19 protein-coding genes are annotated in these 23401 nt (G+C 64.1%); 10 read left to right on the top strand and 9 right to left on the bottom strand.

Annotated features, from left to right (window positions below):
- Position 1: 1 nt before the first annotated feature.
- The 5 genes from QY049_RS07905 to QY049_RS07885 form a co-directional block, all read right to left on the bottom strand.
- Positions 2–1237 carry an efflux RND transporter periplasmic adaptor subunit gene (locus QY049_RS07905; RefSeq protein WP_258762345.1) on the bottom strand — a complete coding sequence of 412 codons (1236 nt, stop codon included), beginning with the start codon at positions 1235–1237 and terminating at the stop codon, positions 2–4.
- Complete coding sequence (locus tag QY049_RS07900) at positions 1234–2706, bottom strand: efflux transporter outer membrane subunit (protein WP_367401176.1); 1473 nt, start codon at positions 2704–2706, stop codon at positions 1234–1236. The genes QY049_RS07905 and QY049_RS07900 overlap by 4 nt, the downstream gene beginning before the upstream one ends.
- 675 nt (positions 2707–3381) lie before the next feature.
- On the bottom strand, positions 3382–4659 hold the full coding sequence (gene frc, locus QY049_RS07895; protein ID WP_194476722.1) for a formyl-CoA transferase: 1278 nt from the start codon (positions 4657–4659) through the stop codon (positions 3382–3384).
- Between the two features lie 61 nt (positions 4660–4720).
- Positions 4721–6454, bottom strand: a complete 1734-nt coding sequence (gene oxc / locus QY049_RS07890) for an oxalyl-CoA decarboxylase (protein WP_258762343.1) — start codon at positions 6452–6454, stop codon at positions 4721–4723.
- A 73-nt stretch (positions 6455–6527) separates the two neighbouring features.
- Entirely contained in the window at positions 6528–7223 is a 696-nt protein-coding gene (locus QY049_RS07885) for a GntR family transcriptional regulator (RefSeq protein ID WP_008553944.1), read from the bottom strand.
- Between the two features lie 344 nt (positions 7224–7567).
- Between QY049_RS07885 and QY049_RS07880 the strand changes: the two genes are divergently transcribed.
- The 8 genes from QY049_RS07880 (at position 7568) to QY049_RS07845 (ending at position 17526) form a co-directional block, all read left to right on the top strand.
- Entirely contained in the window at positions 7568–9697 is a 2130-nt protein-coding gene (locus tag QY049_RS07880; protein WP_194476720.1) for an acetate--CoA ligase family protein, read from the top strand.
- A 58-nt stretch (positions 9698–9755) separates the two neighbouring features.
- Positions 9756–10595 (top strand): IclR family transcriptional regulator, encoded by an 840-nt coding sequence (locus tag QY049_RS07875; protein WP_258762342.1) that lies wholly within the window; start codon positions 9756–9758, stop codon positions 10593–10595.
- Positions 10596–10698: 103 nt separating this feature from the next.
- Positions 10699–11502 (top strand): NYN domain-containing protein, encoded by an 804-nt coding sequence (locus tag QY049_RS07870; protein WP_258762341.1) that lies wholly within the window; start codon positions 10699–10701, stop codon positions 11500–11502.
- 84 nt (positions 11503–11586) lie between these two features.
- Entirely contained in the window at positions 11587–13389 is a 1803-nt protein-coding gene (locus QY049_RS07865) for an adenine deaminase C-terminal domain-containing protein (RefSeq protein WP_301269239.1), read from the top strand.
- A 152-nt stretch (positions 13390–13541) separates the two neighbouring features.
- Entirely contained in the window at positions 13542–15332 is a 1791-nt protein-coding gene (gene gcl, locus QY049_RS07860) for a glyoxylate carboligase (RefSeq protein WP_258762339.1), read from the top strand.
- Positions 15333–15343: 11 nt separating this feature from the next.
- Positions 15344–16129, top strand: coding sequence for a hydroxypyruvate isomerase (gene hyi / locus QY049_RS07855; protein ID WP_258762338.1), 786 nt, complete (start codon positions 15344–15346; stop codon positions 16127–16129).
- 12 nt (positions 16130–16141) lie between these two features.
- Positions 16142–17029: a 2-hydroxy-3-oxopropionate reductase gene (locus QY049_RS07850; protein ID WP_258762337.1), complete on the top strand. Its 888-nt coding sequence runs from the start codon at positions 16142–16144 to the stop codon at positions 17027–17029.
- Positions 17030–17142: 113 nt separating this feature from the next.
- Positions 17143–17526, top strand: coding sequence for a DUF1236 domain-containing protein (locus QY049_RS07845; protein ID WP_258762336.1), 384 nt, complete (start codon positions 17143–17145; stop codon positions 17524–17526).
- 80 nt (positions 17527–17606) lie between these two features.
- On the opposite strand, the gene QY049_RS07840 is transcribed toward QY049_RS07845, so the two are convergent.
- Together QY049_RS07840 and QY049_RS07835 are read right to left on the bottom strand one after the other, a co-directional pair.
- On the bottom strand, positions 17607–18203 hold the full coding sequence (locus QY049_RS07840; RefSeq protein WP_194476714.1) for a thiamine pyrophosphate-dependent enzyme: 597 nt from the start codon (positions 18201–18203) through the stop codon (positions 17607–17609).
- Positions 18204–18211: 8 nt separating this feature from the next.
- Positions 18212–18778, bottom strand: coding sequence for a thiamine pyrophosphate-binding protein (locus QY049_RS07835; RefSeq protein WP_194476713.1), 567 nt, complete (start codon positions 18776–18778; stop codon positions 18212–18214).
- Positions 18779–19019: 241 nt separating this feature from the next.
- Between QY049_RS07835 and QY049_RS07830 the strand changes: the two genes are divergently transcribed.
- Both QY049_RS07830 and QY049_RS07825 read left to right on the top strand, forming a co-directional pair.
- Positions 19020–20069 carry a hydroxyacid dehydrogenase gene (locus tag QY049_RS07830; RefSeq protein ID WP_258762335.1) on the top strand — a complete coding sequence of 350 codons (1050 nt, stop codon included), beginning with the start codon at positions 19020–19022 and terminating at the stop codon, positions 20067–20069.
- Positions 20070–20166: 97 nt separating this feature from the next.
- A complete protein-coding gene (locus QY049_RS07825; RefSeq protein WP_194476711.1) occupies positions 20167–20379 on the top strand; it encodes a hypothetical protein in 213 nt (70 codons plus the stop codon).
- Between the two features lie 3 nt (positions 20380–20382).
- On the opposite strand, the gene QY049_RS07820 is transcribed toward QY049_RS07825, so the two are convergent.
- Together QY049_RS07820 and QY049_RS07815 are read right to left on the bottom strand one after the other, a co-directional pair.
- Entirely contained in the window at positions 20383–20961 is a 579-nt protein-coding gene (locus QY049_RS07820) for a GNAT family N-acetyltransferase (RefSeq protein WP_258762334.1), read from the bottom strand.
- A gap of 6 nt (positions 20962–20967) precedes the next feature.
- Positions 20968–23325: an Orn/Lys/Arg decarboxylase N-terminal domain-containing protein gene (locus tag QY049_RS07815; protein WP_194476709.1), complete on the bottom strand. Its 2358-nt coding sequence runs from the start codon at positions 23323–23325 to the stop codon at positions 20968–20970.
- Positions 23326–23401: the final 76 nt, after the last annotated feature.

Raw genomic sequence — 23401 nt, 5'->3', positions numbered from 1 at the left:
GTCAGGGGCCTCCGCCGCCCGGCGGCCCGCCCGGCATGCCTCGCGATGCCGTCTGCTCGTTGGCCTCGCCGGTGACGACACGCTCGCCCTCGTCGAGGCCCGACTTGACCTCGACCGTGGTGCGGTCGTTGAGGCCGGTCTTGATCTCGCGCTCTCGGACGTCGCCCGAGGCGGAGAGCGTGCGGACCGTGCTGCGGCCGTCGGATCTGCGCATCACGGCGAGCGCCGGGATGACTTTGATGCGCTTGGCTTCGCCGGTGACGATGTGCACCTCCGCGGTCATGTAGGTCCGCAACGCATGATCCTTGTTCGGAACGTGGAAGACGCCGATGTAGTAGATCGCCGTGCTGGTCGAGCTCGACGAGCTCGTGCTCGAACTCGACGACGTCGTGGTCGAAGAGAAGCTGGCATCGTTCTTGATCGATTCCGGTGCCGGCTCGATCTGTTCCAGCCGGGCCTCGTAGCGGTGGTCCTGGTCGCCGAGGATGGTGAAATAAAGCGATTGCCCCGGCTTGACCTTGACGATGTCGGCTTCCGAAATTTCCGCCCGCACCGTCATGGTATCGAGCTGGCCGAGCACGACGATGGTCGGCGCGGACTGGACCGCGTTGACCGTCTGTCCCTCCTGCACCACGGTGGCGAGTACGGTGCCGTCGATCGGGGCGGTGATGCGGGTGTATTCGAGGTTCACCCGTGCCGTCTCGACGCTGGCCTCGGCGCCGACGATCAGTGCTTCCAGGGCCGCAATCTGGGCGCGGGTCTGCCGCACGGTCGAATCCGCGCTGTCGAAATCGCTGCGCGAGGTCGCACGCTGCGCCAATGTCGTCTGCTGGCGCGCGAGGTTCGCCTCGGCCAGCACCAGCGCGGCCTCCTTCTCGTCCTTCTGCGCGCGGTAGTTCTTCAGCGAGGCTTCCGCGCTGCGCAGGTCGTTCTGCCTGGTGACAGGATCGATCTGAGCGATGACGTCGCCGGCTTTCACGGTGTCGCCGACGTGGACGCTGAGCGCCGTGATTCGGCCCGACACCTGCGCGCCGACCGCGGTCAGTCGCGCCGGCTTGAGCGTGCCGCTCGCGAGTACCTCCTCGCGCAGATCGCCGATGGTGACGGGCGCGGTGATGTAGGATTGCGCCTTGCTCGACGTCCCCGGAAAGCGTGAGGCCGCGACGACGCCCATGGCCACCACGGCGATGATTGCGGCGGCGATCTTGACGCGCCTGGTGGTGATGATCCCGGTCACTTCAGCGCCTCCCGCATGTGCGGTCCGGTGTTGGTATCCACGATGATCGGCGTCGATACGTCGACCGGATCGACCCAGCCGCCGCCGAGCGCCTTCGCGAGCGCGATATAGTCCTTGGCTGCCGACACCTTGCTCTGGATCAGCGAATCCTCGGACGAATAGAGCGAACGCTCGGCGTCGAGCACGTCGATGAAGCTGGCGCTGCCGGTCTCGAACAGCGAGCGCGACAGCTTTGCGGCCTCGCGATAATTCTTCGCGGCTTCCGTCAGCTTGGTCGCGCGGATGCGCTCTTGCGACAGCGAGACCAGCGCATTCTCGACGTCCTCGAGCGCGGTGAGCAAGGTCGAATGGAACGTCGCAAACGCCTGATCGCGTTGCGCCTCGGCAATCCTGACGGTGGCGACGCGCTTGCCGGCGTCGAACACCGGCACCGTGATCGAGGGCCCGACCGACCAGCTGACACTGGAATATTTGGCGAGATCGCCGGCGCGCAGCGCCGAGGTGCCGACCGAGCCGGTCAGCGACACCGCGGGATAGCGGTCGGCTTTGGCCGCGCCGATCTTGGCGGTGGCCTGCGCCAGCTTGCGTTCGGCGCCGGCGACGTCCGGACGGTTCGCGAGGAGATCGGCAGGCAGGCCAGTGGGCAGCGGCATGCGCGGCGCTGGTACGGGCGCGGCCTTCGCCATCAGTGCAGCAACGCCATCGGGCGGCCGTCCGAGCAGAATGCCGAGGCGGTGAATGTCGGCGGCGAGCGCGGCCTGATAGGTCGGAACGTTCGCTTCCGTGCTCGCGGCCTGCGCCGTGGCCTTGCTGAGATCGACGGCGTTGCCGCTGCCGGCGTCGTATTTGCTGCGGGTGAGCTTTTCGGTGTCGCGCTGCGAAACGGACGTGCGCTGCGCCAGTGCGATGCGGGCCTGATAACCGCGCGCCTCGACATAGTAGGAGGCCACGTCGCCGATCAGCGTGACGAGGCTGTCGCGCAGATCTTCGCCGGCCGATTGCTCGCCGCGCACCGCCGCCTCGATGCTCCGCTGCGTGCCGCCGAACAGATCGAACTCCCAGCTCGAATCGAAGCTACCCTGGTGCAGCGCGTAGGGCGAGGAATCGACGAGTACGGACGAGGAGCCTGCGCTGGTCTTGTTGTCCGTCACCGAGGTCGTGCCGCTAACGGATGGAAACAGGCCGGAGGCCGTCTGCTGCACCGTTGCGCGCGCCTCGCGCACCGCGGCCTTGGCCTTCGCGACATCAGGATTGGCGACGACCGCCTCCTCGATCAGCCGGTTGAGCAGGGGATCGCGCAGGCGCAGCCACCAGCGGTCAAGGGTTCCGGTTCGCTTTCGGGAGGTCGATTGGGCGCTCCAATGCGAAGGCAGTTCGAGCCGGGGCGGGCCGGCATAGTCCGGGCCGACCGCACAGCCGCCCAGGATGCCGGTCAGCATCAGTGCGACGCCGGCCAATCCGGCGCGCAACAGGGCGGTCGTCTGACGAGGATTCTCCTTTGCGGATGGCGCGGGACTTACGACGAACACGTGTGACGGCATCAAATCGGCTTGGATCCATTGGCCTTGCCCCCAGATGGGAAAGGCCAGGTGCTCTCGGCTGGGAGGGCAAGACCGGAAGCACTGCCGGGGGATCGTGGCCTTTCGGAAGCCGGAATATTTCCGGATGTAAACAGATGTTGCTTGATGCGTGTGGATCGGAGATCCCCGGGGGCACGATGGATGAGGTCCGGTAGAACCCGACCCGAGCAAACGCTTTGCGCTTGGTCGTCAGCAGCCGACACTGCGATGATGAATACGCCGTAGCGATCGCGCGTGCGCCGATCGACCGTTCGCCCGAGCCTCGGCACGACCGAGGAGATCTGGTGTCGGAATCTTCGGGTGGTTTGGCCGATCGACCATCGCGCTCGTGTTTCGTCGGGCAGGGCGCTCGCTCTTTCGGATCGTGACATCCTACCCCTGTTTTGCCCGACGCGTCAACAAAAATTCGAAAAAGACGAAATTTCGTTCAAGGTCGACGAACAGGCTACTGTGCATGGGGTTGTTTTCGAGGTTTTGGCTTGAGCCGGCCGCCATACGACATTGCCGGACGCAAAAAGGGCCGCCTCGATGGGCGGCCCTTTCGTCTCGCGGCTGCGGTGAGGCTTACTCGGCGGCCTGCTTCTGCGGCGGGTCGAGTGCACCGGACTTGTGGATCTCGGCGACCTGGTGATCGCTGAAGCCGAGCACGGCGCGCAGGATCTCGTCGGTGTGCTCGCCGAGCAGCGGCGAGCGGGTGACGTCGCTCGGGCTGTCCGACAGCTTGATCGGGTTGCCGACCGAGATGTACTTGCCGCGGGTCGGATGATCGACCTCGACGACGGTACCGGTCGCGCGCAGCGACTGGTCCTCGGCGATCTCCTTCATCGACAGGATCGGGCCGCAGGGGATGTCGTCCTTGTTGAGGATTTCCATCGCCTCGAACTTGGTCTTGGTCATCGTCCACTGCTCGATGCGCGAGAAGATCTCGTTCAGGCGCGGCAGGCGGGCCGGGGGCTTGGCGTAGTTCGGATCGGTCTTCCAGGTCGGCTCGCCGATCACGTCGCAGATCTTCTCCCAGACCGGGGCCTGGGTGATGAAGTAGATGTAGGCGTTGGGATCGGTCTCCCAGCCCTTGCACTTCAGGATGCGGCCCGGCTGGCCACCGCCGGAATCGTTGCCGGCGCGCGGCACGGCATCGCCGAACGGAATGCCTTCGCCGAACTGGCTGTATTCCTTGAGCGGGCCGTGGGCGAGGCGCTGCTGGTCGCGCAGCTTGACGCGGGCGAGGTTGAGCACACCGTCCTGCATCGCAGCCGTGACGCGCTGGCCCTTGCCCGAATGCGTGCGCTGATAGAGCGCGGTGACGATGCCGAGCGCGAGGTGCAGGCCGGTGCCGGAATCGCCGATCTGTGCGCCGGTGACGAGCGGCAGGCCGTCGCGGAAACCGGTGGTGGAGGCAGCGCCGCCGGTGCACTGCGCGACGTTCTCATAGACCTTGCAGTCCTCGTACGGTCCGGGGCCGAAGCCCTTGATCGACGCGACGATCATCTTCGGGTTGATCGCCTGGATCTTCTCCCAGGGGAAGCCCATGCGGTCGAGCACGCCGGGGCCGAAGTTCTCGACCAGCACGTCGCACTTCTTGATGAGCTCCGTGAGGACTTCCTTGCCCTTCGGGTTCTTGGTGTCGAGCGTGATCGAACGCTTGTTGTGGTTGAGCATGGTGAAATACAGGCTGTCCACGTTCGGGATGTCCTGCAGCTGGCCGCGGGTGATGTCACCCACGCCCGGGCGTTCCACCTTGATCACGTCGGCGCCGAACCAAGCGAGCAGCTGCGTGCAGGTCGGTCCGGACTGGACGTGGGTGAAGTCGAGAATGCGAACGCCCTCGAGCGCTTTGGTCATGGTGTTGCTCCGTACTCTGTCTGCCCCCGCCAACCGCAGGGATTAAAGGTTGAAGGGGGACTTACTTCTTCTTCTGCAGAACGCTCTGCGGATTGAGGTTGCCGATGCGGCCGCTCTCCGAGCCTGCGGCCGGATCGATCACCGCGTTGATCAGCGTCGGCTTGCGCGAGGCCATCGCCTCGACGACGGCGCGCTTGAGCTCGTCCGGCGAGGTCGCATTCACGCCGACGCCGCCAAAGGCTTCCATCATCTTGTCGTAGCGCGCGCCCTTGACGAACACCGTCGTCGCCGGATCGTCGTTGACGCCGTTGACGTCGGTGCCGCGATAGATGCCGTCATTGTTGAAGATGACGACGCAGATCGGAAGGTTGTAGCGGCAGATGGTCTCGACCTCCATGCCGGAGAAGCCGAAGGCCGAGTCGCCTTCAACCGCGAGCACGGGGTGGCCGGTCTCGAGCGCAGCTGCGATCGCCTGGCCCATGCCGATGCCCATCACGCCCCAGGTGCCGACGTCGAGACGCTTGCGGGGCTTGTACATGTCGATGACGCCGCGGGCGAGGTCGAGCGTGTTGGCGCCTTCGTTGACGAGGATCGCCTCGGGGTGATCCTTGATCACGTTCTTCAGCACGCCGAGCGCGCCGTGATAATCCATCGGCGACTTGTTGTTCATGAGCTTTGGCGCCATCTTGGCGACGTTCTCGTCGCGCTTGGTCACGATGGCCTTGGTCCATTCGGCGGGCGGAGCGGTCCAGCCCGTTCCCATCGCCTGGTTGAAGGCGGAGACCACCGAGCCGATGTCGCCCACGACGGGCGCGACGATCTCGACGTTGGAGTCCATCTCACGCGGTTCGATGTCGACCTGGATGAACTTCTTCGGGGATTCGCCCCAGCTCTTGCCCTTGCCGTGCGAGAGCAGCCAGTTGAGCCGCGCGCCGATCAGCATGACGACGTCGGAGTCCTTCAGCACCGTCGAACGGGCCGCGCCGGCGCATTGCGGATGCGAGTCGGGCAGCAGGCCCTTGGCCATGCTCATCGGGAGGAACGGCACGCCGCTCTTCTCGACGAAGTTCTTGATCTCCTCATCGGCCTGCGCGTAGGCCGCGCCCTTGCCGAGGATGATGAGCGGACGCTTCGCGTTCTTGAGCACGTCGAGCGCGCGCTTGACCGAAGCGGGCGAGGGGATTTGTGCGGGCGCAGCATCGATCACCTTGACCAGCGACTTCTGGCCGGCGTCCGCGTTCATCACCTGGCCGAACAGTTTTGCCGGCAGGTCGAGATAGACGCCGCCCGGACGGCCCGAGACCGCCGCGCGGATGGCGCGGGCGAAACCGATGCCGATGTCCTGCGCGTGCAGCACGCGATAGGCCGCCTTGCACAGCGGCTTTGCGATCGCGAGCTGGTCCATTTCCTCGTAGTCGCCCTGCTGGAGGTCGACGATCTCGCGCTCGGAGGAGCCCGAGACCAGAATCATCGGGTAGCAATTGGTGGTGGCGTGGGCGAGCGCGGTGAGGCCGTTGAGGAAGCCGGGCGCGGACACCGTGAGGCAGACACCGGGCTTCTTGGTGAGATAGCCGGCGATGCCCGCGGCGTAGCCGGCGTTCTGCTCGTGGCGGAAGGAGATCACGCGAATGCCGGCAGCCTGCGCCATGCGGCCCAAATCCGTGATCGGGATGCCCGGCACATTATAAATGGTGTTGATGCCGTTCAGCTTGAGCGCGTCGATGACGAGATGGAAGCCATCCGTCAGTTCCTGCTCGGTGCCCGGTGCTTCGGACTTGGTCGCGGTGTTCAGCATGGGCCTTGTCTCCCTGGTCTCAAGGTACGGGGCGAATGGTTCGCCCTTCTGGTGAATGTTGCGAGGTGAACAGTTACGTGAACAGTTCCTGGCCGTGCGCCTCGACGTAAGCCGCAAGGCCAAGGGTGTGGTCGCGGGCGCGCTTCTCGGCGAGCTCGGTATCGCGCGCCTCCAGCGCCTCGATCATGGCGAGATGCTCGGGCAGGGACGTCGCGGTGCGGTCCTTGCGGCCGATCGTCAGCTGGCGATAGCCGCGCACGTGCAGCAAGAGATCGTTGGTGAGATCGACCAGGACAGGGGATTCCGACAGCGAGATCAGCGCCTGGTGGAAGGCGATGTTGGCGCGCGAATATTCCTCGACGTGATCCTCGGGCAGGCGGTCCTTGCCGAAATCCTTGAAGTAGTCGCGGAGCGCCGTGATGTCCTTCTTGCGCGCGGTGGTGGTGATGAGGCGGGCGGCCATGCTCTCCAGCGCCGCCCAGGCGCGGATCATGTCGACGATCTCGCTCTTGGTCCGCCGCACCACCATGATGCCGCGGCGCGGCACGGTCTTCACGAAACCGTCCTGCTCGAGCATCGCGATGGCTTCACGGATCGGCGTGCGGCTGACACCCAGGCGCTCGGACAATGCGCGCTCGTCCAGCATCACGGGTTCGGGCGTCGAGTAGATGTCCATCCTGAGGATGGCTTCCTTCAAGGCGTCATACGCCTTGTTTTTGAAGCTGCTCTCCGGGGCAATACGAACGATTGCGATGTCTGCCTCGGCCATATTCGGCAACGCCTTGGTTGGTTTCCGCAGTGACACGACGATTCTCCTCCTGTGGGAGTCGTCTTTTACAGGAATATTTACCGGAAAGTTTTTGGCATACCACATGCCAGAATGTCAAGCTGCCTATTTTTTGCAGCGTTCTTGGTGGTGCTCTGGCTTGACAAGTTGGCTTCTGGCATACCAAATGCCATCGCTAGCCATTTTTGATCCAAGCTGGCGGAGTAATCAAGGCCTTTCGCCGCTCCGTTCCGCTAGGTGGAACAGAGCGCGGCGATGGCAAGTATCACGGCAGCCGCATCACGCGCGCTTTGCAAAGCAAGAACTGAAGGTCAAGGGAGAAGCTCATGTCCAATTCCAAAGACGTCGTCCGCAAGGTCCTTGACCAGGTCAAGGCCGACAACCGTACCAGCCTGACCGCGCCGGAAGGCAAGGTGGTCTGCGACGCCTACGGCATTCCGGTGCCGAAAGAGGGCGTGGCGAAGTCAGCGGGCGAGGCCGGCAAGATGGCCTCGTCGATGGGCTTCCCTGTCGTGATGAAGATCGTCTCGCCGGACATCCTCCACAAGACCGAGGCTGGCGGTGTCATCGTTGGCGTCAAGACGGCCCAAGATGCCGAGAAGGCCTACGAGACCATTCTCGGCAACGCGAAGAAGTACAAGGCCGACGCCAAGATCGAGGGCATCCAGGTGCAGCAGATGCTGGCCGGCGGCACCGAAGTCATCGTCGGCTCGATCACCGACGGCTCGTTCGGCAAGCTGGTGGCCTTCGGCCTCGGCGGCGTGCTGGTCGAAGTGCTGAAGGACATCACCTTCCGCCTCGCACCCGCGACCAAGGAAGACGCGCTGTCGATGCTCGACGGCATCCAGGCACATGAGATTCTGAAGGGCGTGCGCGGCGGCGAGCCGGTGAACCGCACGGCGCTCGCCGACGTCATCGTCAAGGTCTCGCAGCTCGTCACCGATTTCCCTGAGATCGTCGAGCTCGACCTCAACCCTGTCTTCGCCACCGCCAAGGACGCGATTGCCGCCGACGTCCGCATCGTCGTGGACTTCGCATACAAGCCCAAGCCGAAGCCGCGCCCGACCGAAGAGATCGTTGCGGCGATGAGCCGCATCATGCAGCCGAAGGCGGTCGCCGTGGTCGGCGCCTCCGCCGAGGACGGCAAGATCGGCAACTCCGTGATGAAGAACCTCATCAACGGCGGCTACAAGGGCGAGATCTATCCGATCCACCCGAAGGCGGCCGAAATCCTCGGTTACAAGGCCTACAAGAGCGTCAAGGACGTTCCCGGCGTGATCGACACCGCGGTGTTCGCGATCCCCGCGAAGTTCGTGGCCGCAGCGCTGACCGAATGCGGTGAGAAGAAGATTCCGGGCGCGGTGCTGATTCCGTCGGGCTTCGCGGAGGCTGGCGCGCCGGAACTCCAGGCCGAGATCGTCGAGGTCGGCAAGAAGTACGACATCCGCCTGATGGGGCCGAACATCTATGGCTTCTACTATACGCCGGCGAACCTCTGCGCGACCTTCTGCACGGCTTACGATGTCAAGGGCCACGCCGCGTTGTCGTCGCAGTCGGGCGGCATCGGCATGGCGATCATCGGCTTCTCGCGCTCGGCCAAGATGGGCGTGTCGGCGATCGTCGGCCTCGGCAACAAGTCCGACATCGACGAGGACGATCTGCTCGCCTTCTTCGAGCAGGATCCGAACACGAACCTGATCGCGCAGCACTGCGAAGACCTCAAGGATGGCCGCGCCTTCGCGGAGGCCGCCAAGCGCGTCTCCAAGAAGAAGCCGGTCGTCGTGCTCAAGGCCGGCCGCACTTCGGCCGGCGCCAAGGCGGCCTCGTCGCACACCGGCGCGCTCGCCGGTAACGACAAGATCTACGAGGACGTCCTGGCGCAGTCCGGCGTGATCCGCGCCCGCAGCTTGCGTCAGCTGCTCGAATTCGCCCGTGGTGTGCCGGTGCTGCCGACGCCGAAGGGTGAGAACGTGCTGATCATCACTGGTGCCGGCGGCTCGGGTGTGCTGCTGTCGGACTCCTGCGTCGACAACGGCCTGTCGCTGATGTCGATGCCGCCGGATCTCGATGCTGCCTTCCGCAAGTTCATCCCGCCGTTTGGTGCGGCCGGAAATCCTGTGGATATCACCGGCGGCGAGCCGCCGATCACCTACGTCAACACTGTGAAGCTGGGTCTGTCGGATGAGCGCATCCACTCCCTGATCCTCGGCTACTGGCACACCATCGTCACGCCGCCGATGGTGTTCGCCCGCAACATGGTCGAGGTGAAGAAGGAGATGGAGGCCAAGGGCTTCGTGAAGCCGATCGTGGCTTCGCTCGCCGGCGACGTCGAAGTCGAGGAAGCTGCCGAATATCTCTACCAGAACGGCATCCCGGCCTATGCTTACTCGACCGAACTTCCGGTCGAGGTGCTCGGCGCCAAGTACAAGTGGGCTCGCGGCGCGGGCCTGCTCTGAGACGCAAAACTTTCACCTCTCCCCGTCTGCGGGGAGAGGTGGGAACGGTCAGGTCGCGATGGGCAAGAACGTGATCCGGCGCAAATCGCTCGAAACACGATCGGCATCGGAGGCCGATCGTGACGGCGGCGTGCAGTCTGTGGACCGCGCGCTGTCCATCCTGGAGACCCTCGCCGAGGACGACGAAGGCTATCGCCTCAGCGATCTCGCTGTCCGCACCGGGCTGTCGGCCTCCACCGTGCACCGCCTGCTGGCGACGCTGGAAAGCCGCCGCTTCGTGCAATTCGACCGCGCTGAATCCAAATGGCATGTCGGCGTACGCAGTTTTACCGTGGGCGCGAGCTTTGCGCGGCGGCGCAATTTTACCGCGCAGGCCATTCCTTATTTGCGCAAGTTGCGTGATCTCACGCGTGAGACCGCCAATCTCGCCGTGGTCGACGACGAGTTCATCATCGTGCTGACCCGCATGGAGAGCCGGGAAATCATGCGCTCGCTGACCAAGGTCGGCGGCCGCGTCGCAATGGTGACCTCAGGCGTCGGCAAGGCCGTGCTCGCAACCTATTCCGACGAGGATGTCGGCGCTGTCATCCGCCATCACGGGATGCCGAGGCTCACCGCAAAATCCATCGTGCGGCCGAGCGATCTCTTCAAGGAGCTCGCGACGGTGCGAAAGCAAGGTTTTGCCGTTGACGACGAGGAGGCGCAGATGGGCCTGCGCTGCGTCGCCGCCGTGGTCTACAACGCGCTCGCAGAGCCGCTTGCGGCGATCTCGGTATCAGGCATGACCAGCCGCATCACTGACGAGCGGCTGCCCGAGGTCGGCCGTGTGGTACGGGATGTGGCCGCGGAACTCACGGCGGCGCTCGGTGGTGTCACGCCGGCGGTGAAACCGGCGTGAGCAGAGTTTGCAGTCCGGCTGCCCATTGACGAAATCAAGTCTGGCGGCAAGAGCCCCGACATCGTTATACATCCACCGTTGTCGCATCCTTTTGGGGAATGTCATGCCCGTTGAGCTCCGTTCGCCCCGTCTTGCTGTTCTGATCGATGCTGACAATGCATCCGCGAAAATCGCGGATGGGCTATTCGAGGAGATTGCCAAGATCGGGGAAGCCAGCGTTCGCCGCATCTATGGCGACTTCTCCAATGCGCGATCCAGGAGCTGGGCCGATCTTTTGTCGAAATACGCCATCATTCCGCAGCAACAGTTCGCCTATACGGCGGGAAAGAATGCCTCCGACATAACTCTGGTCATCGACGCAATGGACTTGTTGCACAGCGGTCGATTCGATGGCTTTTGCCTAGTCTCCTCCGACAGCGACTTTACCCGTCTTGCCGCCCGTATCCGAGAGCAGGGCGTTGATGTCTTTGGGTTCGGCGAACACAAGACGCCGGAGAGCTTCAGGCAGGCCTGCCGGAGGTTCGTTTATACCGAGAATCTGCTTGCCGCGCCGGCGAACACCCAGGGTGCCGCCTCCAGGTCGCCGCTGCTTCAACCCCCTGACGCAGCCATCCCCATGATCAAGAAAGTCATCGCCCAGATGGAAAGCGAAGACGGATGGGTTTCTCTCGGGGAGGTCGGAAAAGGGCTTACCAACCTCGCCCCCGATTTCGATTCCAGAACCTACGGCTCCCGCAAACTGAGCGACCTCGTGCGAAAAACAAATTCATTCGAGATTGATGAACCTAAGGGCCGGTCGATGCGGATTCGGGTCAAGCCCGCTGCCGCGCCACAGTCGCCTAGAACGCGGAAGTCACGCAGACCTGCGAATCGAGTGGGGGCAGGCGGTTCGCCGCCCAAGGCCTGAGCAGGCGGGCCGTCATTTTTGAGCTTGCCCGCTTTGGCGCAGAGCGTAACCATCGCTCGGCCGTAACGCCACGCGAGGGTTCCGATGACCAAGCTCACCCGTTTTGCCGTCGCGCCGCTGCACGCCATGACGCGCCGTCTCGCCGATGTCGCCTCTGCGCGCATCATGCCCGACCTCGTCATCTCAGGCGCGCGGGCGCTTTCGACCTATTCGGAGCGGATCCATCCGGGACGGGAGGTCTGGATCACCGGCGGCCGCATTGCCGCAGTGAAACCATCAGGCACGGCGAAGAAGACGTGGAGCGACGTCTCGGTTTATGACGCCGCCGGCGGCATCGTGGCGCCGGGGCTGGTCGATCCGCACATCCACATCGAATCCTCGATGGTGACGGCGTGCGCTTACGCCGAGGCTGCACTGCTGAACGGCACCACCACGATCTTCTGCGACAGCCATGAGATTGGCAACGTCATGGACGTTGCTGGCGTCGAGGCGATGCTGGAGGACGCCCGCGAGGCGCCGCTCTCGATCTTCTTGACGGTGCCGAGCACGGTGCCGGCGACGTCGGCGGAGCTGGAAACTGCGGGCGGTGATCTCACGCCCGACAAGATTGCAGGCTTGTTCGACCGCTGGCCTGAAGCCGTCGCGCTTGGCGAGAAGATGGATTTCGTCCCGGTGACGATGGGCGACGAGCGCAGCCATGCCATCCTTGCCGCGGCCTTGAAGCGCGGCCGCCCGGTCTCCGGTCATGTCTATGGCCGCGAATTCGTCGCGGCCTATGCAGCGAGCGGCGTCACTGACACGCACGAGGCGATCGACCGTGACATCGCCGACGATCTGCTCGACGCCGGCGTCTGGGTGTTTCTGCGTGGCGGTCCGCCGACCACGCCCTGGCACTCGCTGCCGCAGGCGATCCGGACGATCACCGAGTTAGGGGCCTCGCACAAGCGAACTGCCGTGTGCACCGACGATCGCGATGCTGATGATCTCCTGCTGTTCGGTCTCGACTGGGTGGTGCGCGAAGCAGTGAAAGCGGGAATGTCGCCCGAACAGGCGTGGTCGATGGGCTCGCTGCATGGCGCCACGCGCTTCTGCATGGAGGGCGATATCGGCGGGCTCGGCGGCGGCCGCCGCGCCGATCTCGTGCTGATGGACGACCAGCTCAAGCCGCAATGCACCTGGTATGGCGGCGAATTGGTGGTCGAGCATCGCAAGATCACGCCGCGTCTCGATCGGGCACTATCGCAGCGCTATCAATATCCGAAGGCGGCCTATGCGACCGTCAAACTCCCGGAGAAGCTGAAGCTGACGCCGGAGCTGCCCGTGAAGGCCTGTACCGTCAATGCGATCAGGACGGCGCTGCCCGGTATTACGCTGATCCATGAGAAAGTAGCGATCGAGCCGGCAAAAGATTGGCCGTCGCTGTTCGCGCGCTACGGTCTGTGCTTCGTTACGGTGGTCGAGCGCCAAGGCAAGTCTGCCGGCAACGTCGCTTATGGCCTACTCAAGGATTTCGGCCTCAAGCGCGGCGCGGTCGCCTCCAGCGTCGGCCACGACAGCCATAACATCATCGTTGCCGGAACCAACGAGGGCGACATGCAGGTGGCAATCGCTGCCATCAATGAGCAGCAGGGCGGTGTCTGTGTCGTCGCCGACGACAGGGTGAGGGCACTGGTGCCGCTGCCGATCGCGGGCCTGCTCTCTGACAAGCGCGTCACGGAGGTGGCCGAAGAGGTCAAGGTGCTGAAGAAGGAATGGGCCGGCGCCGGCTGCACCATCCCTTACATGGGCTTCAATTTGATTCCGCTATCGGTCATTCCCGAAATTCGCATCACCGACAAGGGCCTTGTGCTGGTCCCGCAGATGGAGCTGGCGCCGCTGTTCGAGTGAGCGGCTTTCACGGTTTTCTCGATCTAAGCGCTTGAGACCACCGCAATTTTTCCACCGCTGCCGCATCGTGGAAAATAAAATCTGCTTCGTTGAGATCGCATCTTTCGCGACTGATGATCTCGCTCGCTGACTTAAACCAAGCGAGGTCCGATATGGCGAAGATGCGAGCCGTCGATGCGGCCGTGCGTATCCTGGAGAAGGAAGGCATCTCGACCGCCTTCGGCGTACCCGGCGCGGCGATCAATCCGCTTTACTCGGCACTGAAGAAGCGCGGCTCGATCCGCCATATCCTTGCGCGCCATGTCGAGGGCGCTTCCCATATGGCCGAGGGCTACACCAGGGCCAAGGCCGGCAATATCGGCGTCTGCATCGGTACCTCGGGGCCGGCCGGCACCGACATGATCACCGGGCTCTATTCGGCGATCGCCGATTCCATTCCGATCCTCTGCATCACCGGGCAGGCGCCGCGCGCGCGGCTCTACAAGGAGGATTTCCAGGCCGTCGACATCGAGTCGATCGCCAAGCCCGTGACCAAATGGGCGGTGACCGTGCGCGAGCCCGCGTTGGTGCCGCGCGTGTTCAGCCAGGCCTTTCACGTGATGCGCTCGGGCCGGCCGGGGCCGGTGCTGATCGACATGCCGCTCGACGTGCAGCTTGCCGAGATCGAATTCGACGACGAGACCTATGAGCCGCTGCCGGTCTACAAGCCGACCGCGACCCGCAAGCAGGTCGAGAAGGCGCTGGAGATGCTCAACGCCGCCGAGCGGCCGCTGATCGTTGCGGGCGGCGGTATCATCAATGCCGATGCCTCCGACCTTCTCGTCGAATTCGCCGAGATCGCCAACGTGCCTGTCGTCCCGACGCTGATGGGGTGGGGCGCGATCCCCGACGATCACGTGCTGATGGCCGGCATGGTCGGACTTCAAACCAGCCACCGCTACGGCAATGCCACGCTACTGGAGTCCGATTTCGTGCTCGGCATCGGCAATCGCTGGGCCAACCGTCACACTGGCTCGGTCGAGACCTATACCAAGGGCCGCACCTTCGTGCATGTCGACATCGAGCCGACACAGATCGGGCGTGTATTCAATCCCGATCTCGGCATCGTCTCGGACGCCAAGGCCGCGCTCGAGCTCTTCGTCACCGTCGCCACGGAGTGGCGGCGTTCCGGCAGGCTCCGTGAGCGCCAGGCGTGGCCCGCGGCCTGCCGTGATCGCAAGAAAACCATGCTGCGCAAGAGCCATTTCGACAACGTCCCAATTAAGCCGCAGCGCGTCTATGAGGAGATGAACAAGGCGTTCGGCCGCGATACCGCCTATGTCACGGTGATCGGCCTGTCGCAGATCGCGGGTGCGCAGTTCCTCGGCGTCTACAAGCCGCGCAACTGGATCAACGCCGGGCAGGCGGGACCGCTCGGCTGGACGCTGCCGGCGGCGCTCGGTGTGCGCGCGGCGTGTCCGGATCGTGAGATCGTCGCGCTGTCGGGCGATTACGACTTCCAGTTCCTGATCGAGGAGCTCGCGGTCGGGGCGCAGTTCAATCTGCCCTACATCCACGTGGTCGTGAACAATTCCTATCTCGGCCTGATCCGGCAGGCCCAGCGCGGCTTCGACATGGACTATCACGTCCAGCTCTCGTTCGAGAATGTCAATGCGCCGGAGCTCAATGGCTACGGCGTCGACCATGTCGCCGTCGCCGAAGGCCTCGGCTGCAAAGCGATCCGCGTCACTGATCCCAAGGACACGCAGGCCGCGTTCGCAACCGCACGCGACTTGATGAAGAAGCACCGCGTGCCCGTGGTGGTCGAGTTCATCCTCGAACGCGTCACCAACATCGCGATGGGCACGGAGATCGACAACATCGTCGAGTTCGAGGAGGTGCTGGATCTGCCGCTCGACGAGGTCGGGGCCATCAGGCCCGGCGTGTTGCAGCCGGCAGAATAGGGGAGCGCACCATGCCGAAGTTTGCCGCCAATCTGACCATGCTCTTCAACGAGATGCCGTTCATCGACCGCTTTGCCGCGGCGAAGGCGGCAGGCTTTGCCGGGGTCGAGTATCTCTTTCCCTATGATTTCGACAAGGCGCAGCTGCGCGAGCAGCTGGAAGCCCACGGGCTGACCCAGGTGCTGCACAATCTGCCCGCCGGCAACTGGGCCGACGGCGAGCGCGGCATCGCGATCCTGCCCGATCGCACCAGCGAATTCCGCGACGGCGTGTTCCGCGCCATCGACTACGCCAAGGCGCTCGATTGCGAGCAGCTCAACTGCCTCGTCGGCATCGCGCCTGCCGACGCCGATCCGCGCGAGCTTCAGGAGACTCTGGTCGGAAACCTGCGCTTTGCGGCGTCGACGCTGGCGCGCGAGAACATCAAGCTGCTGGTCGAGCCGATCAACACGCTCGATATTCCCGGCTTCTTTCTCAACGGCACCGAGCAGGCGATCCAGCTGATCTCCGAGGTGCGGTCGAACAATCTGTTCGTCCAATACGACATCTATCACATGCAGATCATGGAGGGCGATCTCGCCCGCACCATGCAGGAATATCTGCCGCAGATCTCCCACATCCAGCTCGCCGACAATCCCGGCCGGCATGAGCCGGGCACCGGCGAGATCAACTATCCCTTCCTGTTCCGCCATCTCGACGCGATCGGCTATCGCGGCTGGATCGGCTGCGAATACAAGCCACGCACCACGACGCTGGAAGGCCTGTCCTGGCACGCCGCGCAGACGTTTGAGACTTGAGGAAACGCAGACATGATCGACATCGGATTCATCGGACTTGGCACCATGGGACGGCCGATGGCCGGCCATCTCCTGGCCGCGGGCCATCGTGTTCTTCTGCATGACGTCGCGCCGGTCGCGCCTGAGCTGATCGCGGCGGGTGGCATCGCCTGCAAATCGGCCAAGGAGGTTGCGGAGGAGGCGGACGCCGTCATCATCATGGTGCCGGATACGCCGCATGTCGAAGCCGTTCTGTTTGGCAAGGACGGCGTCGCGGGCGGCATCTCCAAAGGCAAGATCGTGATCGACATGAGCTCGATCTCGCCGCTGGCGACCAAGGAGTTTGCGAAGAAGATCGAGGCTCTGGGCGCCGATTACCTCGATGCGCCGGTGTCGGGCGGGGAGGTTGGCGCCAAGGCTGCGAGCCTCACCATCATGGTCGGCGGGCCCGAGCGGGCCTTTGGCACCATGAAGCCTGTTTTCGACAGGATGGGCAAGAACGTCACGCATGTCGGGGCGAATGGCGACGGGCAGACGACGAAAGTCGCCAATCAGATCATCGTCGCGCTGACGATCGAGGCGGTGAGCGAGGCGCTCTTGTTCGCGTCCAAGGCCGGTGCCGATCCTGCGCTGGTGCGCAAGGCGCTGATGGGCGGCTTCGCGTCCTCGCGCATTCTCGAGGTACACGGCGAGCGTATGGTGAAGCGCAATTTCGATCCGGGCTTCCGCATCGAGCTGCATCAGAAGGATCTCAACCTCGCGCTTGAAGGGGCGCGTTCGCTCGGCCTGTCGCTGCCGAGCACGGCGGTGGCGCAGCAATTGTTCTCGTCCTGCACCGCGCATGGCGGTAAGGGCTGGGATCATTCGGCGATGGTCCGTGCGCTGGAACTGATGGCGGGCCACGAGATCGCAGCCAGCTGAACTGTTACGCAGTGACATTCACCAGTTTGATGTGTGTTTCATCGCGCGGGAACCGGAACAATGCTCCGGCCCCGCGGTTGATGCCGCACAACAATCACTGGAGACATAAGGACATGAAAACCAGTCTTGCGATTTCGTTGGCTGCCGCGTCGCTGCTGGCGTCGAGTGCAGCCTTTGCTCAGTCGACGACCGCCGAGGGCGCCGCGAACGGCGCGCGTGCGGGCGGCGAAATCGGAGGCCCCGTGGGCGCGATGGTTGGCGGCACCGTCGGTGCGGCCGTCGGTGCCGGACTGGAGATTCCGAATGCAATTCTGGGTGGCATCCCGCGCGATGATTCCGTGGTGGTGCACGAGCGCGTCGTGGTTGGCGAGCCGCTGCCTTCGACCGTAGTGTTGCGGCCGGTGCCGAACTACACCCAGTATCGTTATGCCGTCGTGAACGATCGTCGCGTGATCGTCGAGCCGCGCACACGCCGCGTCGTCAAGATCATCGACTGATCGGAGCATAAGTGAGCGATTGAATATAGGGGCCCCGCGGAGTGACGCTCCGCGGGGCCCTTATCGTCGATGACGAAACCTTAAAGCGGCTCGCGCACGCCGAGGCCGTGCATGAAACGCTCGCGGATCTGCACGGGATCCCGGCGGGTGGTGCCGACACCAGGCTTGTCGTCGATGCGCAGTGCAATCAGGCTCGGCTCGTCGACCGACATCGCCTCGTCGATCAGGCGCTCGAAATCCTCCTCGTCCGCGGCCCAAGCACTGTTGGTGAGACCCGAGCCCAGGGCGATGGCGACGAGGTCGGCGACGCCAGCGGCCGGCGTCGGCTGCGCCCCGGTGATCTGGTAGATGCCGTTGTCCATCACGATCATGATGAGGTTCTTCGGTTTCAGCGCCGCAATGGTCGAGAGCGCGCCGAGCTGCATCAGGAGCGAGCCGTCGCCCTCCAGCGCGAAGACGCGGCGGTCAGGCTGCGCCAGCGCCACGCCGAGCGCGATCGGGAAGGCAAGGCCCATGCTGCCTAGCATGTAAAAGTTCTGCGGGCGGTGGCCGGCGGCCCAGAGGTCGAAATTGGTATTGCCGATGCCGCCGATCACCGCTTCCTCGTGCTTTAGCTTTGCGATCAGGCGCGAGGTCACATCGAAGCGGTTCATCACCTTGGTGTTGCGCGTGGTCATGCCGGGGCTCACTTGTCGAAGACCTTGCCGCCCGTGAGCAGCGGATTGAGAATCAGTGCGACCGGCGCCTGCGTGGTGACGGCCTGCTTGATCGAGCGGTCGGCGATGAATTCGAGCTCGTCGAGCCGGGTGATGGTGTGGTGCTCCAGCGCCAGCGAATCCAGCACCGGGCGCATCGTGCGGCAGACCAGCGATTGGCCGTAATTGAACTCGCCGAGCGTTCCGCGCTCGGATACGAACATGATCAGCGGGATCTGGTAGGGCACCGCGAGCGAGGCGAGCGTGTTGGCCAGCGTTGCAAAGCCCGAAGTCTGCATCAGCACCGCGCCGCGCCGCCCGCCCATCCAGGCGCCGGAGACGATGCCGACGGCCTCTTCCTCGCGGGCGGTGGCAAAGGTCGTGAAGAAAGGGTCGGCGTGCAAATTCTTGATCAGCGGCGTCAGCACGCGGTCGGGCACGTAGGGGATGAGGCTGATCTCGTTCCGCTTCAGGGTTTGCAGGACGAGGCTATGCCAGCTTCGCTCGCCGGCCTCCGGTCCCGCCCGGGACGAGGTCTGCTGTTCCGCAATCGCCATCGCGTTCTCCCTTCAGCCGCGCATGTTTCTTATTTGTCCGTCGCGGCGGTCTGCCGAACTTGACGGAGCGGGCGGGATTGTCAACATACCCGGGCCGGCACCGTGATCTGCGCCAGACGGACTGCCATGGCCGGCACCGCCATGTCATAAGCGGGAGAACGAGAAAACGGGGAGAACGCAGGAGCAGGGCGCGCATGGCGCTGACCTTGCGGGTCTCCATGAGAGAGCCGGAAGGGTCCTGATGTCGGTCAACAGCAAACGCGTCTTCTACGTCAAATACCTGGCCAATCCTATCTATGCCGACATCCTGAAGGCGCGGCCCGACGTCCGGCTCGACCGCATCGAGAACGAAAGCCCCGAGGATTTCTACGCGCCGATCCTGAGCGCGGCCCATGTCTACCAGATCGGCGCCGCCCGCGACGAGCTGGCGCCGCATTTCCATGTCGACGCTGCCCTCCTGAAGCGCACGCCGAACCTGCTGCTGGTCTCCAGCAACGGCGCGGGCTTCGACCCCGTCGATGTCCAGGCTTGTACTGATGCGGGCGTGCTGGTCGTCAACCAGTCCGGCGGCAATGCGCATTCGGTTGCCGAGCACGCGCTGGCGATGATGCTGACCTTGTCCAAGCGCATCATCCAGTCCGATCGACGGCTCCGCCGCGAGGCCAACGTCAACCGTAACGAGCTCATCGGCAACGAGGTCGAGCACAAGACCGTCGGCATCGTCGGTCTCGGCAATGTCGGTCGCCGCATCGCAGCACTCTGCAAGGGCCTGCTCGGCATGAAGGTGCTGGCCTACGACCCCTATCTCTCGAAAGAGGTGATGGCCGAGCGGGGCGGGGAGAAGGTCGAGCTGGACGAGCTTTTGCGCCGGGCCGATTTCGTCTCGATCTCATGCCCGCTCAACAAGGGCAGCCGCGACATGATCAGCGTGCGCGAGTTCGGGCTGATGCAGCCGCACGCCTATTTCATCACCACCGCGCGCGGATTCATTCACGACGAGGACGCGCTGCTTGGCGCGTTGCGCGATAGGCGCATTGCCGGTGCCGGCCTCGACGTCTGGTCCAAGGAGCCGCCGCCGCCGGAGCATCCGCTGCTTCAGTTCGACAACGTGCTGGCAAGCCCGCACACCGCAGGCGTTACGATCGAGGCGCGCCAGAACATGGGCCGCATTGCCGCCGAGCAGGTGCTCGAGACGCTCGACGGCAAGCGGCCGCCGCGCATCATCAATCCCGAGGTTTGGCCCGTCTATGCCGAACGATTCAAGCAGACCTTCGGCGTCGCGCCGGGGTAGGGGGCGGGAACCTCGCCGGGCCTTGATCCGCGTCAAAATCTCCCTCCCTCATCCGGCTTAAAGGAATTAAAGTATTGCCGGGGCAGCAGGAGGTCCCATGTCAACTTATGTCGTCAGGTTCATGAAGGACGTGCTCGGCGAATACGGCCGGCAGAGCGAGATCTGCCAGGGCACGCTCGAAATCGATGCCGTCGACGAGGACGAAGCGAGGGAGCGGGCGAAGGCGAGGTTTTGCCAGGACCAGGCGTTGCATCACTGGTCGCTGCATGCCGACCGCATTCAGGTCAGACCGGCTGACTTTCCCTCGTAAGGTCTAACGTCCGGGTGCCGTGACAGGCGGCGGCGCGGTGACGCCGGCGCCGAGCGAACGCTGCACCATGGCGGTATCAGACCAGCGGCCGTGCCGATAGGCCACGCCGCAGAGCAGGCCGACGCGCGCAAATCCAAACTTTTCGTGCAGCGCCAGCGACGGTGCGTTGTCGGCATCGATGTAGCCGATCATCTGGCGGAATCCGGTCGCTGCACAGGCATCGATCAGCTCTTGAAGCAGCAATCGCCCGACGCCGCGGCCGAGATGCTCGTGGTGGACGTAGATCGAGTGCTTGGCCGTGTAACGATAGGCCGGGCGCTTGCGGAACAGCACCGCATAGGCATAGCCGACGACCTCGCCGCGCCAGGTCGCGACCAGATGCGGCAGGCGAGTCTGCTTCAAATTCTTGCGCCGGTCGCGAAGGTCGTCCGGCTCGGGCGCACCGGTTCCCTCGACATCGCGCGGCACGCCATTGCGAACATGATGGCGATAGATCGCCAGCATCGCCTCGATATCGCTCTCGCGTGACGGCCGGACCAGGACCGGCTCCTCATCGGTGCGTGCAATCGCTTTTTCGTTCATGGGCTCCTACTCGGCAACGACATAGGTATAGAGTCCGATGCTGCCGCGCGCGTCGACTTCCTTGTAGACGCCCTGGATTTCGACATCGAAGCCCGGAAACGTGTTGAAGCAGGTTTCGAACATCTTGAGATAATCCACCATGGGCTTGGCACGTTCCGTCAGCCGCTCGCCGGGCACGATGGTAGCGATCCCTGGCGGATAGACCACGAAGGGCGTGGTGGCGATGCGGCCGGTGATCGCCTCGATCGGCAGGTAGTCGACGTCGTTCTTGAACAGATAGCGGGCGGCATCGCGGGGCGACATCGCGATCTCCGGCATGTGCTCCGGCATGAACTGCCGCGCCTGGAGCGCGCTAACGTCGGCGGCGCGGAAGAAGCGGTGCATCTCTCCGCAGAGGTCGCGCAGCCGCACGCCGGCATAGCGTGCCTGACGCCGCTGATAGAATTCCGGGATCGCGTCGGCCAGCAGCGCATTGTCGTCGTGCAGCTTCTTGAAGGCGACGAGGCCGGAGATCAGCGTGCCGGCCTTGCTGGCCTCGACGCCCGGCGTGAGCAGGAACAGCAGGGAGTTGAGGTCGTTCTTTTCAGGCACGATACGGTTTTCGCGCAAATATTGCGCGACGACAGGGGCGGGGATTCCGTGGTCGACATAGGCGCCGGTGGCGCGGTCGAAGCCGGGGGTGAGCAAGGTCAGCTTGTTCGGATCGGTCATGGCAAAGCCCTCGGCCATGCCGGGGAAACCGTGCCAGCTGCTGTCCGGCGAAAGCTGCCAGAGCGCGGAATTGGTCGCGAGTTCGTCGGTCGAGAGCGTTTCCCAGGCAACGTTATGCGCGGCGCCCGGACGGCTGACGTCGGGGATGGCGACGCGATCGGGAACGAAGGGCTCGAAGAACCAGCGGCGATCCGGGTTCTGTTCCTTCTCCTCGAATTCCCGGCGCATCGCGCGGATCTTTTTGCGCAGCTCGATGCCGAGGCGGATCGTGTCGTCCCACAGCACTTCGCCGGAGCGGCCTTTCATCATCTGGGCGCCGACATCGAGCGAGGCGAACAGCGGGTAGAAGGGCGACGTCGAGGCGTGCTGCATGAAGCTTTCGTTGAAGCGGCGGTGCTCGACGCGCCGCTTCTGGCCGCGGATGTGGCGGTCCTTGATGTGGATCTGGGACGCCTGCGAGAAGCTCGCGAGTTGCTTGTGTGTCGACTGCGTCGCGATGATACCGGGCGCTTCCGGCGCAAGGTTGGCCAGGCCCATGGCGAAGCGACCGGTATAGAGCGGGTGAAATTTCATGAAGCCGGCCCAAGCCTCGTCGAACAGGATGTATTCGCAGAGATGGCCGATCCGCTTCAGGATCATTTCGGCGTTGTGAATCGTGCCGTCATAGGTGCACTGCTCGACCACGGCGACGCGGAACGGCCGCTCCTTGCGCCAGGCGTCCTTGTCCGTGACCAGGGGGTGATTGCGGATCGCCTCGCGCAGGGCCTTCTCGTCGAGCATGTCCCAGCGCATCGGGCCGATCAACCCCCAGGCGTTGCGGATCGTCGGGACATAGACGGGGATGCCGCCGCCGATCATCAACGCGCCGTGATGGGCAGCCTTGTGGTTGTTGCGGTCGAACAGTACGAGGTCGCCGTCGGTGACGAGCGCACCGAGCGCGACCTTGTTCGAGGTCGAGGTGCCGTTGAGGACGAAATAGGTCTTTTCCGCGCCAAAGATCTGCGCGGCTTCCTTTTGCGCCTTCAGCGCCGGGCCCTCATGGGTGAGCAGGTCGCCGAGGTCGAGCACGGAATTGTCGAGGTCGTCGCGGAACACGGATTCGCCGAGGTGCTCCACGAAGACCCGGCCGATCGGGCTGCGGTTGTAGAACACGCCGCCATTGTGGCCTGGACAAGTCCAGAGCTGGTTGCCTTCCTCGGCATAGTCGACCAGCGCGCCGAAGAACGGCGTCTTCAGCGTTTCGGCATATTGTTTCAGTCGGCTGATCAGATTCTTGGCGATGAAGGTCGGCGTTTCCTCCGAGAGGAAGACGTAGCCGTCGATGAAGTCGAGCACCTCGACCGGCAAATCCTCGAACCGCTTGCGGCGGATCAGGAGGATGATCGGGAAGTCGAGGCCGCGGCGCCGCATCAGATTGATCAGCGCGGAGGTCTTGCCCTCAAGCCCCTTCTTCCCCCAGTCCACCACCATGCAGCCGATGGCGGCATCAGTCTGCACCGCGATCTCGGCGTCTTCCAGCTTGCGGGCCCGGACCACCTCGAAACCGGAGCGCTGGATCTCCTCGATGATCTGGTTGAAGCGGAGGCCCTCGAGATCGTCCGCGTCGAACACAGGTGCGGCGAACAGGAAGTTGAAGCGCTTGAAATAATCCATGGCGTGTCCCGAATGAGCGGAGACGGACAGGTCTCTGCACATTCGATGACAGTTCTATGACAGGGGCGGCAATCGG

It is taken from the genome of Bradyrhizobium sp. WYCCWR 13022 (assembly GCF_030435535.1).
In the GTDB taxonomy this organism is placed as follows: Bacteria; Pseudomonadota; Alphaproteobacteria; order Rhizobiales; family Xanthobacteraceae; genus Bradyrhizobium.
This window is presented reverse-complemented; position numbering and strand designations above follow the sequence as displayed.

Bases quoted from the DNA above. Each gene is read 5' to 3' on its own strand.
- frc (WP_194476722.1), bottom strand. From the start codon at position 4,659: ATGACCAAAGCGCTCGAGGGCGTTCGCATTCTCGACTTCACCCACGTC.
- oxc (WP_258762343.1), bottom strand. From the start codon at position 6,454: ATGCTGAACACCGCGACCAAGTCCGAAGCACCGGGCACCGAGCAGGAA.
- QY049_RS07885 (WP_008553944.1), bottom strand. From the start codon at position 7,223: ATGGCCGAGGCAGACATCGCAATCGTTCGTATTGCCCCGGAGAGCAGC.
- QY049_RS07880 (WP_194476720.1), top strand. From the start codon at position 7,568: ATGTCCAATTCCAAAGACGTCGTCCGCAAGGTCCTTGACCAGGTCAAG.
- QY049_RS07875 (WP_258762342.1), top strand. From the start codon at position 9,756: ATGGGCAAGAACGTGATCCGGCGCAAATCGCTCGAAACACGATCGGCA.
- QY049_RS07870 (WP_258762341.1), top strand. From the start codon at position 10,699: ATGCCCGTTGAGCTCCGTTCGCCCCGTCTTGCTGTTCTGATCGATGCT.
- QY049_RS07865 (WP_301269239.1), top strand. From the start codon at position 11,587: ATGACCAAGCTCACCCGTTTTGCCGTCGCGCCGCTGCACGCCATGACG.
- gcl (WP_258762339.1), top strand. From the start codon at position 13,542: ATGGCGAAGATGCGAGCCGTCGATGCGGCCGTGCGTATCCTGGAGAAG.
- hyi (WP_258762338.1), top strand. From the start codon at position 15,344: ATGCCGAAGTTTGCCGCCAATCTGACCATGCTCTTCAACGAGATGCCG.
- QY049_RS07850 (WP_258762337.1), top strand. From the start codon at position 16,142: ATGATCGACATCGGATTCATCGGACTTGGCACCATGGGACGGCCGATG.
- QY049_RS07845 (WP_258762336.1), top strand. From the start codon at position 17,143: ATGAAAACCAGTCTTGCGATTTCGTTGGCTGCCGCGTCGCTGCTGGCG.
- QY049_RS07840 (WP_194476714.1), bottom strand. From the start codon at position 18,203: ATGACCACGCGCAACACCAAGGTGATGAACCGCTTCGATGTGACCTCG.
- QY049_RS07835 (WP_194476713.1), bottom strand. From the start codon at position 18,778: ATGGCGATTGCGGAACAGCAGACCTCGTCCCGGGCGGGACCGGAGGCC.
- QY049_RS07830 (WP_258762335.1), top strand. From the start codon at position 19,020: ATGTCGGTCAACAGCAAACGCGTCTTCTACGTCAAATACCTGGCCAAT.
- QY049_RS07825 (WP_194476711.1), top strand. From the start codon at position 20,167: ATGTCAACTTATGTCGTCAGGTTCATGAAGGACGTGCTCGGCGAATAC.
- QY049_RS07820 (WP_258762334.1), bottom strand. From the start codon at position 20,961: ATGAACGAAAAAGCGATTGCACGCACCGATGAGGAGCCGGTCCTGGTC.
- QY049_RS07815 (WP_194476709.1), bottom strand. From the start codon at position 23,325: ATGGATTATTTCAAGCGCTTCAACTTCCTGTTCGCCGCACCTGTGTTC.